The sequence below is a fragment of the Samsonia erythrinae genome (assembly GCF_004342665.1).
GTDB classification, from domain to species: Bacteria; Pseudomonadota; Gammaproteobacteria; order Enterobacterales; family Enterobacteriaceae; genus Samsonia; species Samsonia erythrinae.
This window is the reverse complement of sequence record NZ_SMBY01000008.1, coordinates 41,627-53,614: the sequence shown is the minus strand read 5'-3', so window position 1 is coordinate 53,614 and position 11,988 is coordinate 41,627. Positions and strand designations below refer to the sequence as shown.

The following is an 11,988-nucleotide window of genomic DNA, read 5'->3' as shown; positions in this document are numbered from 1 at the left end:
CTTACGCTGTTTTGTTTACCCGCCAACCGGATTATTTTTTCTCACGGCTGTGCAGGCCGCGTTTTTCCAGTCCGCGGTAAATCAGCTGCTGCTGGAGGATCGTCACCAGGTTGCTGACAATGTAGTACAGCACCAGACCTGACGGGAACCACAGGAAGAAGACCGTAAAAATGACCGGCATGTAGGTCATGATCTTCTGCTGCATCGGATCGGTCACTGTGGTCGGCGACATCTTCTGAATGAAGAACATCGTCACACCCATCAGGATCGGCAGAATATAGTACGGGTCTTGCGCCGACAGGTCATGGATCCACAGGGCGAACGGCGCGTGACGCAGCTCAACGGAGCCCATCAGCATGTAATACAGCGCCAGGAAGATAGGCATCTGAATCAGCAACGGGAAGCAGCCACCCAGCGGGTTTACTTTCTCTGACTTGTACAGCGCCATCATTTCCTGACTCATGCGCTGTTTGTCATCGCCAATACGCTCGCGCATGGCCTGCAATTTAGGTTGCAGCAAGCGCATTTTCGCCATCGAGGTGTATTGCGCTTTCGTCAACGGATACATGATACCGCGCACAATAAAGGTAATGGCGATGATGGAGAAGCCCCAGTTACCGATAAAGCTATGCAGGAATTTCAGGAGCTTAAACAGCGGCTGAGAAATAAACCACAGCCAGCCGTAATCCACGGTCAGATCCAGATGCGGCGCGACAGCGGCCATTTTATCCTGAATTTCCGGGCCGACCCACAGGGTGGCGTTCAGGTTTTGCTGGCTGCCTGCGGCGACAACCACCGGCGCGGCTTTGAAACCAATAGCGGCCTGACCATTACCCAGATTGCTGGTATAGAACGTATTCGCGCCAGCCGTGGTTGGGATCCAGGCGGTTGCGAAGTATTGTTGCAGCATCGCCACCCAGCCACCGTTGGTGGTGATGTTCAGATTTTCTTCCATATCGCTGAAGCTGTACTTCTGGTACTTGTCTTCGCTGGAAGAGAAGGCGGCGCCACGATAGGTATGCAGCGCAAAGTTGCTGCTGCCGGTATCGCGGTGTTTAGGCAAGTCGATGGACTGCTTTAACTGACCGAACAGCGTCAGTTCCAGCGGTTGATCGCTGCTGTTGTTAACGCTGTAGTCAACGTTCAGTGCATAATCGCCACGTTTCAGAACGAACGTTTTGGTGTAAGTCACGCCGTCTGCCGCGGTATACGTCAGCGGAATACGCAGTTCGTTCTGGCCATCCGCCAGTTCGAAGCTATCTTGCGTCGTGGTATACAGCGGACGCGGGCCGTTCGCCGGGTTGTCCGGGCCGTTCTTGCCGGTCAGGCCGCTTTGCGCCTGATAGACGAACTCCGATGTGGTTTCCAGAAGGTGGAACGGTTTATCTGAACCCAGCGTATCCGGGTAACCCAGCAGATATGCCTGTTCAATATCACCGCCACGGGTGTTGATCGCCAGAGATAACACATCGGTTTTCACTGTGATCAATTTGCCTTGAGCACTTCCCGGCACGCCCTGGTGGGTAGCATCATCGTTCGCTGTGTTCGTCGCCTGCTGTATGGCCTGCGTGGTTGCTGGCGGATTTTTATCCGTTTCCCAGGCCTGCCAGAGCATAAAGGTTACGAATAGCAGAGCGATGACAAGAAGATTGCGTTGCGAATCCATCGTTAATGTTCTCTGTTATTGTCGGTTTTTGGCGGTACGGGATCATCACCACCAGGGTTCAAAGGGTGGCATTTTAATACGCGTTTAAGCGTCAACCAACAGCCTTTTATCATGCCGAACCTGCGTATTGCCTCAATACCGTATTGTGAACACGTTGGCCGAAACCGGCAATGTGGTCCAAGTAACGGGCTGATGAAGAGTTGATAACCGCGTATCAACCCGATCAACAGTCGGGAGCCAAACGACAGTGCCGACGCCATAATTTTTCCAATGCTTCCGTCAGAGTACGGTTATCCAGTTCAGACACCCCTTTTTTCGCGATGACGACAAAATCCATTGAAGGCAATGAATGTTGGTGCAGGCGAAAACTTTCACGCGTCAGACGTTTAATCCGATTACGTTCATGAGCACGTTTGACATGCTTTTTGGCGACGGTAAGACCGATGCGGGGATGCCCCAGCGAGTTCAGGCGGCCGAGGATGGTGATTTGCGGCGTGCCCGCCCGTTGCGGTTGCTGGAAGACGAAAGTGAAATGGCTGGGAGTTAACAAACGTAACTCCCTGGGAAAAGCGAGCTTAACCACTCGGTGGGTTAGCTTTTATTACTTAGAAACGGTCAGACGAGTACGGCCTTTCGCACGACGGCGGGCCAGAACCTGACGACCATTTTTAGTGGCCATACGAGCACGGAAACCGTGGCTACGGTTACGCTTCAATACGGACGGTTGGAAAGTGCGTTTCATGGCGATTTCTACCTAAACTTGGATAATTATAACTTCACAGTAAACGCGTTTGGCTACTCGGCGTGAAAATGACCGACGCCTCAATCGCATATCACAATCTGAAAGAGGCAGGATTGTAATAATTGTACAGTCCTGAGTCAATTAACATCACGCGTCACATGCCAGCCATTCCCATTCTTTTGGGGGTTTCTGTCTGGCTGAGCACAGAAAAGGCGTAAGCGCGCGGGCAAGGAATTATACGGACTCTATAATAAAGCGCAAGGATCCTGCAACGATCGCTCTGGCCGGATCGCGATCGTGTTTTCAGGCCCGGTGTCGCCTTCTTTATTATCGGGACGGATGAAATCTGTGCGAACCGCGTGTCTGGCGTGCTGTCAAGGGGAGGCATAAGAATAGCCTGTGGATAAAAAGGATCGAAACTGTGAGGAAGGGGAAGATCTCTTGGGCGTATTAGGTTATGATCCGCGGTCCCGTTAGCGATCCTTTTATCGGATCGTCAGGGCAAACCGCCGCGCTGCGAGTGTCTGGCATCTGATATCGTGTATGAAGCGATGGTGGATGGCGCAGGCATAAAAATCATGAGTCACATAAATAACGTCTTATTCTTTTCTTGGTGATCGTTCTTGTTCGAGTGGAGTCCGCCGTGTCGCTTTCGCTTTGGCAGCAGTGTCTTGCCCGTTTGCAGGATGAGTTACCTGCCACAGAATTCAGTATGTGGATACGCCCGTTACAGGCGGAGCTGAGTGATAACACTCTGGCGCTCTATGCCCCTAATCGCTTTGTGCTGGATTGGGTTCGTGATAAATACTTAAATAATATCAATGTCCTGCTGAATGATTTTTGTGGGATGGACGCCCCTTTGCTGCGTTTTGAAGTCGGCAGTAAACCGCTGGTTCAGGCTGTCAGTCAGCCAGTTCAGTCGCAACACAGCGGCAGTGTCGCGCCGCAGCACAACGCCCGCACCGCGCCGATACGCCCAAGCTGGGATAATTCGCCTGTTCAGGCTGAGCATACTTACCGTTCCAACGTGAACCCCAAGCATACGTTTGATAATTTCGTTGAGGGTAAGTCTAACCAGTTGGCGCGCGCGGCAGCGCGTCAGGTGGCCGACAACCCAGGCGGCGCGTATAACCCGCTGTTTCTTTACGGCGGCACCGGCCTGGGTAAAACGCACCTGTTGCATGCGGTGGGGAATGGCATCATTGCCCGTAAGCCCAATGCCAAAGTGGTTTATATGCACTCCGAGCGTTTCGTTCAGGATATGGTAAAGGCGTTGCAGAACAACGCGATTGAGGAGTTCAAACGCTACTATCGTTCCGTCGATGCGCTACTGATCGATGATATCCAGTTCTTCGCGAATAAAGAGCGCTCGCAGGAAGAGTTCTTTCATACCTTTAATGCGCTGCTGGAAGGGAACCAACAAATCATTCTGACCTCCGACCGCTATCCGAAAGAGATCAACGGCGTGGAAGATCGTTTGAAATCCCGCTTTGGCTGGGGGTTAACGGTCGCGATCGAACCGCCAGAGCTGGAAACCCGCGTGGCGATCCTGATGAAAAAGGCGGATGAAAATGATATTCGCCTGCCCGGCGAAGTCGCGTTCTTTATTGCCAAACGTCTGCGCTCCAATGTGCGTGAGCTTGAGGGCGCGTTGAACCGCGTCATCGCCAACGCCAATTTTACCGGCCGCTCTATCACCATCGATTTTGTCCGCGAGGCGCTGCGCGATCTGCTGGCGTTGCAGGAAAAACTGGTTACTATCGACAATATTCAAAAGACCGTGGCGGAATACTATAAAATTAAGGTAGCCGACCTGCTGTCTAAACGCCGTTCCCGCTCGGTGGCGCGTCCGCGCCAGATGGCGATGGCGTTGGCGAAAGAACTGACGAATCACAGCCTGCCGGAAATCGGCGATGCTTTCGGCGGGCGTGACCATACGACGGTGTTGCATGCCTGCCGTAAAATCGAGCAGTTGCGTGAAGAGAGTCACGACATCAAAGAAGATTTTTCCAATTTAATCAGAACATTATCTTCATAATATGATGAAATTTATTGTTGAACGCGAGCGTCTGTTAAAGCCATTGCAACAGGTCAGCAGTCCGTTAGGTGGCCGACCGACTTTACCGATCCTGGGTAACCTGCTGATTCAGGTGACGGAAGGCGCGCTGTCGCTGACCGGTACCGATCTGGAAATGGAGATGGTGGCGAAAGTGGCGCTGACGCAGCCGCACGAGCCGGGGGCGACCACGGTGCCTGCCCGCAAACTGTTTGATATTTGCCGCGGCCTGCCGGACGGCGCCGAGATCACCATTATGCTGGATGGCGATCGTATGCTGGTGCGCTCCGGGCGCAGCCGTTTCTCGCTGTCGACGCTCCCCGCCGCGGATTTTCCTAATCTGGATGACTGGCAGAGCGACGTTGAGTTCTCTTTGCCGCAGGCGACGATGAAGCGTTTGATCGAAGCGACGCAATTTTCGATGGCGCATCAGGATGTTCGCTATTATCTCAACGGTATGCTGTTCGAAACCGAAGGTGAAGAACTGCGCACGGTCGCGACCGACGGCCACCGTTTGGCGGTTTGCGCCATGCCGGTGGGGCAGTCCCTGCCTTCTCATTCGGTGATCGTACCGCGTAAAGGCGTGATGGAACTGGCGCGTTTGCTCGACGGCGGCGATACGCCGCTGCAACTGCAAATCGGCAGCAATAACATTCGTGCGCACGTCGGTGACTTTATTTTCACATCGAAGCTGGTTGATGGCCGTTTCCCTGACTATCGTCGCGTTTTGCCGAAAAATCCGGATAAGACGCTGGAAGCCAGCTGCGATTTACTCAAGCAGGCCTTCTCGCGTGCGGCGATTTTGTCGAATGAGAAATTCCGCGGCGTGCGTCTGCATCTTATCCAGAATCAGCTTAAAATTACGGCCAACAACCCGGAACAGGAAGAAGCGGAAGAAATTCTGGATGTGCAGTATGACGGCACTGAAATGGAGATCGGCTTCAATGTCAGCTATGTGCTGGATGTGCTAAATGCGCTGAAGTGTGAGGATGTCCGTTTGCTGCTGACGGATTCCGTGTCCAGCGTGCAGATTGAAGATAGCGCCAGTCGGGCGGCGGCCTATGTCGTCATGCCCATGCGGTTGTAGAATTATCGGGCTATTTTACTTGCCCATTTGCGATTGGGCAGTGCTCGCAATCCTCACGTACTCTGTGTACGCTCCGGTTGCTGTGCGCTGTCCGCACGCAACTGGCCTGCGACAATAACGCCCTCCCATATAAGATATCTGCAACATGGCCCTTACTCGTCTTCTTATTAAAGATTTCCGCAATATCGAGGCGGCCGATCTGGCGTTGGCACCCGGCTTCAATTTTCTGGTTGGCGCCAACGGCAGCGGTAAAACCAGCGTGCTGGAAGCCATCTATACGCTGGGACATGGGCGGGCGTTCCGCAGCGTGCAAGCCGCGCGCGTCATTCGCCATGAACAGCCGGAATTTGTGCTGCATGGTCGCATTGACGGAACGGAAACGGAGCGCGCCGTTGGGTTGAGCAAAAACCGTCAGGGTGATAGCAAGGTGCGCATTGACGGCAGCGATGGTCATAAAGTCGCGGAGCTGGCGCACTTGCTGCCGATACAGCTGATCACGCCGGAAGGATTTACCCTGCTCAACGGCGGACCGAAATATCGTCGCGCCTTTCTTGACTGGGGCTGTTTCCACAATGAACCCGGTTTCTTTGCGGCGTGGAGCAACCTGAAGCGCCTGCTGCGGCAACGCAATGCCGCGCTGCGTCAGACGAGCCATTACGGGCAGCTCAGAGCCTGGGATCAGGAACTGGTGCCGCTGGCGGCGCGGATTAGCGAATGGCGTGCGCAATACGCTGAGGCGATTGCCGATGATATTGCCGCAACCTGTACGCAGTTTTTACCTGAGTTTTCTCTCAGTTTTTCTTTCCAGCGCGGTTGGGACAGAGAAAGTGAGTATGCCGAACTGCTTGAACGGCAGTTCGAACGCGACCGTATGTTAGGCTATACGGCGCTTGGGCCGCATAAAGCCGATTTCCGCATTCGCGCCAGCGGCGTGGCGGTCGAGGATATGCTGTCCCGTGGCCAGCTCAAGTTGCTGATGTGTGCGCTGAGGCTGGCTCAGGGTGAATTTCTCACCCGTCAGAACGGACTGCGCTGTCTGTATCTGATCGATGATTTTGCTTCCGAACTGGATAGTACCCGCCGCCGTTTGCTGGCCGAACGGTTGAAAGCCACCCATGCCCAGGTTTTTGTCAGCGCCGTCAGCGCTGAGCAGATAGGCGATATGGTTGGCGAAAAGGGCAAGATGTTCCGCGTAGAACAGGGTAAAATAACGGTTCAATCACAGGACTAAAATGAGCGAGAAACGTTGATGTCGAATTCTTATGACTCCTCAAGTATCAAGGTATTGAAAGGGCTGGATGCGGTACGTAAACGCCCAGGTATGTATATCGGCGATACGGATGACGGTACCGGTCTGCATCACATGGTATTCGAGGTTGTGGACAACGCTATCGACGAAGCGCTCGCTGGATATTGTAAAGATATTGTCATTACAATCCATGCTGATAACTCGGTATCGGTGCAGGATGACGGGCGCGGTATCCCGACGGGGATTCACGAAGAAGAAGGGATTTCCGCGGCGGAGGTCATCATGACCGTGCTGCATGCGGGGGGCAAGTTCGACGATAACTCCTATAAAGTCTCCGGCGGCCTGCACGGCGTAGGGGTTTCCGTGGTTAACGCCCTGTCGGAAAAACTGAAGCTGGTTATCCACCGTGACGGGAAAGTTCATGAGCAGATCTACAGCCACGGTGTGTCACAGGCGCCGCTGGCGGTGACGGGCGAGACCAACAGAACCGGCACCACGGTGCGTTTCTGGCCAAGTCTGGAAACCTTCACCAACGTGGTCGAGTTTGAGTACGACATTCTGGCTAAGCGCCTTCGCGAGTTGTCCTTCCTTAACTCCGGCGTGTCTATTCGTTTGATCGACGAGCGTGTGAAAGATAAAGCCGATCACTTCCATTATGAAGGCGGTATCAAGGCGTTTGTTGATTACCTTAACCGGAATAAGACGCCGATCCATCCGACCGTATTCTATTTCTCGACGATGAAAGATGACATCGGCGTTGAAGTGGCGTTGCAGTGGAACGACGGCTTTCAGGAAAACATTTACTGCTTTACCAATAATATTCCTCAGCGCGACGGTGGGACGCACCTGGCTGGTTTCCGCGCCGCCATGACCCGCACGCTGAATAATTACATGGATAAAGAAGGCTACAGCAAGAAAGCCAAAATCAGCGCCACCGGCGACGACGCGCGTGAAGGGCTGATTGCCGTGGTTTCCGTGAAAGTGCCGGATCCGAAGTTCTCCTCACAGACCAAAGACAAACTGGTGTCTTCCGAGGTGAAAACCGCCGTTGAATCGTTGATGAACGAAAAACTGGTGGACTATCTGATGGAAAATCCGTCAGACGCCAAAATCGTGGTCGGCAAAATTATCGATGCCGCGCGTGCGCGTGAAGCGGCGCGTAAAGCGCGTGATATGACCCGCCGTAAAGGGGCGCTGGATCTGGCAGGCCTGCCGGGTAAGCTGGCTGACTGTCAGGAGCGTGACCCGGCGCTGTCCGAATTGTATCTGGTGGAAGGGGACTCGGCGGGGGGATCTGCCAAGCAGGGGCGTAACCGTAAGAATCAGGCGATTCTGCCGCTGAAGGGTAAAATTCTGAACGTAGAGAAAGCCCGTTTCGACAAGATGCTCTCCTCGCAGGAAGTGGCGACGCTGATCACCGCACTGGGCTGCGGCATTGGCCGCGATGAATACAACCCGGATAAACTGCGCTATCACAGCATCATCATCATGACCGATGCGGACGTGGATGGGTCGCACATTCGTACTCTGCTGCTGACGTTCTTTTATCGTCAGTTGCCTGAAATCATCGAGCGTGGCCACGTTTATATCGCGCAGCCGCCGCTGTATAAGGTGAAGAAAGGCAAGCAGGAACAGTACATCAAAGATGACGAAGCGATGGACCAGTACCAGATTATGCTGGCGCTGGACGGCGCGACATTGCATACCAACGCGCATGCCCCGGCATTAGCGGGCGAGCCGCTGGAGAAACTGGTGTCTGAACACTATGCCGTACAGAAGCTGATTGGCCGCATGGAGCGCCGCTTCCCGCGTGCGCTGCTGAATCGTCTGATTTATCAGCCCACGCTGTCCGAAGCCGATTTGGGCGAACGTGAACGGGTCGTAGCTTGGGTGGAATCATTGGTTAACAGCCTGAACGAAAATGAACTGCACGGCAGTACGTACAGCTTTGTTATTCACCACGACGAAGAGCGTAGCGTGTTTGAACCGGCGCTGCGCGTGCGTACTCACGGCGTCGATACGGATTATCTGCTCGGTACGGGGTTCATTGCGGGGAGTGAATATCGCAAGCTGAACCAATTAGGTGAAAAACTGCGTGGCCTGATTGAAGAAGACGCGTACATCGAACGTGGCGAGCGTCGTCAGCCGGTTGCCAGCTTTGAGCAGGCGCTGGATTGGCTGGTGAAAGAATCGCGCCGTGGTCTGGCGGTTCAGCGTTATAAAGGTCTGGGTGAAATGAATCCGGAACAGCTGTGGGAAACCACAATGGATCCGACCAGCCGCCGTATGCTGCGCGTGACCGTCAAAGATGCGATTGCCGCTGACGAGCTGTTCACGACGCTGATGGGGGATGCCGTTGAACCCCGTCGCGCGTTCATTGAAGAGAACGCCCTGAAAGCGATGAATATCGATATCTGATGTAGATAGGTTCTTCCATTATCACCGCGCGATCGGTTTTATTCGTAGCCTCAGCCAGCTCCCAGCGGAGCTGGTTTTTTTATGGCGAGCTTACTGCTCGCCACCTTTGGGGCCGTCGCAAGCGACGTTGAAAAACATTCCCTACGTTTTTACGCCTTTATCAGGCCAGCGCACGTCGTCTGATGCTGCGCATTTCCTGTAGCAACGTAATAAATGAGGTGATCAGCATAAAGATAACGGCAGACCAGAAAATCGCCTGAGGATGACCGTGATCCAGCAGCCAGCCGAACAGCACCGGCCCGGCCGCGCCACCAATGTTGAAGCCGGTGGAAACAATACCGAAAACCCGTCCTTCCGCGCCGGGCGGAGAGGCGGCGCGCACCAGCATATCCCGTGAGGGCGCAATCATGCCGGAAAGGAAACCGGCGGTACCCAGCAGCGGTACCAGCACAACGGTGGGTAAGGGATAAATGGCGACGATGCTGACCAGGACGGCGGTCAGCGCCAGCGCCGCAGTTGCAACCAGACCGTGGCGTTTGGTTTTATCCGCCAGCGCGCCACCGGCCAACACGCCAAACGCGCTGGAGAACAGGAATGCGGTGAGCACCACATTGGCCTGTGAAAGCGGTAAGTCGTAACCGGTCACCAACGCCGTGACCGAGAAGTTCTGAATTGAACCGGTACTCAGATTGAGCAGCAGGAACAGGATCAATAGCGCCAGAATCGGCAGTGTGAAAACGGGAGCGCGTGATTTACCCGGCTGGTTTTTCACCGTTGAGGCCGGCTGGATCCGGACTGGCTCATCATGTTCGCTCAGCAGGAGCGGAACGGCAAGTAAGCCAATGACGCCGGAAACGATGAACGCGCTGTTAATGCCGGAAAAGGCCGCAACGGCCAGCAAAATACCGGGGGCGATTGCCGTGCCCAGAAAGCCGGAGAAGGTATGTATTGAGAAGGCGCGGCCCATGCGTGTTTCGTCAATTCCGCGCGACAGCAAAGCGTAATCCGCCGGATGGTAAACCGCATTGGCGATGCCCGCCATCGCCATCGCAGCGAGCAGCCAGGTATAGCTGCCGAAAAAGCCGAGAGAAAAAAAGCAGAGGCTGCCGAGCGTTAGCCCGGCGGTTAGCGTTCGGCGTGCGCCTAAGCGATCCACCATAAAGCCGATGGGCGTCTGTACGCAGGCGGAGACGATGTTGAACACGCTGAGTGCGAAACCCAGTTCAACAAAGCTGATATCGCGCTGAGCTGACAGCAACGGAATAAGCGCAGGCAGCACCATCATATGGAAGTGGCTGACCAGATGCACGGAGGAGATTTGCGCCAGTAGCGGTAATTTTATGAATTTCATATTATCTTTACATACCCGTAGTGCCTTAAGCTGCATGTGCATTGGCTTTTCTCATTCACCCCCGCCCTGACATCAGTAAGGGACGGAGCGTTCACGACGTCGCTGCCTTCCTGCAACTCAAACGATTTCGGGTGTAGCCTAAGAGTCTGTCGATTTTGTTCTTGTGAGAGCGGGCGCAAGAACGGGGCGTCGCTCTCTGGTAAATGGATCATGAGGTTAGCATATTACTTATATCACCCGGGGTGAAGACTGATACCCGTATTTCGACAGAATAGGCTGGCGTGCCATGACGATAACATCGTCGTGGGGATTAGGCGGCGGGGCCTTTACTGACGGAGTCGCGGATAATCAGTTCGCCTTTGAAGTCAGGCACAGGCAGGAGGGTTTCGCCTTCCAACCGGGACAGCAGTTTCTCCAGAGTGTACTTGATCATCTCGGCGACGGGAACATGGACGGTCGTCAGTGGCGGGTAGAACCATGAGGCCATCGGCAAATCGTCGAACCCTAGTAGCGAGATATCCTGCGGTAGGACAAAGCCGTGCTCGCGTAGCGCTTTCGCCGCGCCAATCGCCATATCGTCGTTGCTTGCGACCAGCGCGCTGAAGGTAGGAGCCTGCTGTAGCAGCGCCTTTGTTGCCGTATAACCGCTGTCATAGGTCCAGTTTCCCACGGCAATCAGGCTGTCAATGCAGGGGATACCGTTTTCTGCTAAGGCTTGTCGATACCCTGCGAGCCGGCTTGTACCGGTTGGCGAATTGGCTGAACCGCAGATAAACGCAATATCATGGTGGCCCTGCGTAATCAGATATTTAACGGCATCGCAGCTATGTTGTTGATGATCGGCGCAAATACCGTTGTCGCTGTGCTGATGCAGGGTGCGATTCACCACCATTATCGGCTGTTCGTGTTGTTCGATAATGCTTTCCAGTGCGTCGATAGAAAGAAAGCGTGGATAGATAATGACGGCGTCGCAGCGTAAATCGAGCAAAAACTGGATGGCTTCCCGCTCTTCTTCTGCGCTGTGTTTACCGTCGGCCATAATGAGCTGGCGCCCATATTTTTCCATCATGGTGGCCGTCTGGAACAGCAGTTCGCTGAAATAAGGCCCGCTGTAGAGCGTATTGGTTACGACCAAACCGATACATTGCGACTTGTTCGTCGCAAGCTGACGCGCCAGTAGGTTGGGTCGATAGCCGATCTCTTCGATCGCCCAAAATACCCGTTCCCGGGTAGTTTTGCTGACGTAGTTATTCCCTGTCAGTACGCGTGATACGGTGGCTTTTGAGACACCCGCTTTTTTCGCCACATCGAGCATGGTTACCATCGTACTTCCCTGTTCTCCTGTTCTGCTGCCATTATAGGGATAATTCCTTCTTTTTTATCATCAATGACGAATGCAGGGATAAATATATGTCCAGA

The 11,988-nt window shown here is 54.1% G+C and carries 10 protein-coding genes; 4 read left to right on the top strand and 6 right to left on the bottom strand.

Annotated features, from left to right (window positions below):
* Positions 1-31: 31 nt before the first annotated feature.
* From yidC to rpmH, 4 genes are read right to left on the bottom strand one after another with little or no spacing between them, the layout of a single operon-like run.
* Entirely contained in the window at positions 32-1,666 is a 1,635-nt protein-coding gene (gene yidC, locus EDC54_RS13105; protein WP_132457006.1) for a membrane protein insertase YidC, read from the bottom strand.
* Positions 1,667-1,668: 2 nt separating this feature from the next.
* Positions 1,669-1,926, bottom strand: coding sequence for a membrane protein insertion efficiency factor YidD (gene yidD, locus EDC54_RS13100; protein WP_129707533.1), 258 nt, complete (start codon positions 1,924-1,926; stop codon positions 1,669-1,671).
* The gene (gene rnpA / locus EDC54_RS13095; protein ID WP_132457003.1) at positions 1,890-2,249 is read right to left on the bottom strand and encodes a ribonuclease P protein component; all 360 of its coding nucleotides are present in this window, start codon (positions 2,247-2,249) and stop codon (positions 1,890-1,892) included. Before rnpA ends, yidD begins: the two co-directional genes overlap by 37 nt.
* An 18-nt stretch (positions 2,250-2,267) precedes the next feature.
* Positions 2,268-2,408, bottom strand: coding sequence for a 50S ribosomal protein L34 (gene rpmH, locus EDC54_RS13090; protein ID WP_004093983.1), 141 nt, complete (start codon positions 2,406-2,408; stop codon positions 2,268-2,270).
* Positions 2,409-3,051: 643 nt separating this feature from the next.
* Here rpmH and dnaA point away from each other — a divergent pair.
* The 4 genes from dnaA (at position 3,052) to gyrB (ending at position 9,218) form a co-directional block, all read left to right on the top strand.
* The gene (dnaA, locus tag EDC54_RS13085; RefSeq protein ID WP_132457000.1) at positions 3,052-4,446 is read left to right on the top strand and encodes a chromosomal replication initiator protein DnaA; all 1,395 of its coding nucleotides are present in this window, start codon (positions 3,052-3,054) and stop codon (positions 4,444-4,446) included.
* Positions 4,447-4,450: 4 nt separating this feature from the next.
* Complete coding sequence (gene dnaN, locus EDC54_RS13080; protein ID WP_132457221.1) at positions 4,451-5,551, top strand: DNA polymerase III subunit beta; 1,101 nt, start codon at positions 4,451-4,453, stop codon at positions 5,549-5,551.
* A gap of 145 nt (positions 5,552-5,696) precedes the next feature.
* Positions 5,697-6,782 carry a DNA replication/repair protein RecF gene (gene recF, locus EDC54_RS13075; RefSeq protein ID WP_132456997.1) on the top strand — a complete coding sequence of 362 codons (1,086 nt, stop codon included), beginning with the start codon at positions 5,697-5,699 and terminating at the stop codon, positions 6,780-6,782.
* 18 nt (positions 6,783-6,800) lie between these two features.
* Complete coding sequence (gene gyrB / locus EDC54_RS13070) at positions 6,801-9,218, top strand: DNA topoisomerase (ATP-hydrolyzing) subunit B (protein WP_132456994.1); 2,418 nt, start codon at positions 6,801-6,803, stop codon at positions 9,216-9,218.
* Positions 9,219-9,378: 160 nt separating this feature from the next.
* Here gyrB and EDC54_RS13065 read toward each other — a convergent pair whose 3' ends face one another.
* Both EDC54_RS13065 and EDC54_RS13060 read right to left on the bottom strand, forming a co-directional pair.
* The gene (locus tag EDC54_RS13065; RefSeq protein ID WP_132456991.1) at positions 9,379-10,569 is read right to left on the bottom strand and encodes an MFS transporter; all 1,191 of its coding nucleotides are present in this window, start codon (positions 10,567-10,569) and stop codon (positions 9,379-9,381) included.
* A gap of 310 nt (positions 10,570-10,879) precedes the next feature.
* Positions 10,880-11,893 (bottom strand): LacI family DNA-binding transcriptional regulator, encoded by a 1,014-nt coding sequence (locus EDC54_RS13060; RefSeq protein ID WP_132456988.1) that lies wholly within the window; start codon positions 11,891-11,893, stop codon positions 10,880-10,882.
* Positions 11,894-11,988 lie beyond the last annotated feature (95 nt).

Excerpts from the sequence above, each read along its gene's own strand:
- yidC (WP_132457006.1), bottom strand. The coding sequence starts at position 1,666 with ATGGATTCGCAACGCAATCTTCTTGTCATCGCTCTGCTATTCGTAACC.
- yidD (WP_129707533.1), bottom strand. The coding sequence starts at position 1,926 with ATGGCGTCGGCACTGTCGTTTGGCTCCCGACTGTTGATCGGGTTGATA.
- rpmH (WP_004093983.1), bottom strand. The coding sequence starts at position 2,408 with ATGAAACGCACTTTCCAACCGTCCGTATTGAAGCGTAACCGTAGCCAC.
- dnaN (WP_132457221.1), top strand. The coding sequence starts at position 4,451 with ATGAAATTTATTGTTGAACGCGAGCGTCTGTTAAAGCCATTGCAACAG.
- recF (WP_132456997.1), top strand. The coding sequence starts at position 5,697 with ATGGCCCTTACTCGTCTTCTTATTAAAGATTTCCGCAATATCGAGGCG.
- gyrB (WP_132456994.1), top strand. The coding sequence starts at position 6,801 with ATGTCGAATTCTTATGACTCCTCAAGTATCAAGGTATTGAAAGGGCTG.
- EDC54_RS13065 (WP_132456991.1), bottom strand. The coding sequence starts at position 10,569 with ATGAAATTCATAAAATTACCGCTACTGGCGCAAATCTCCTCCGTGCAT.
- EDC54_RS13060 (WP_132456988.1), bottom strand. The coding sequence starts at position 11,893 with ATGGTAACCATGCTCGATGTGGCGAAAAAAGCGGGTGTCTCAAAAGCC.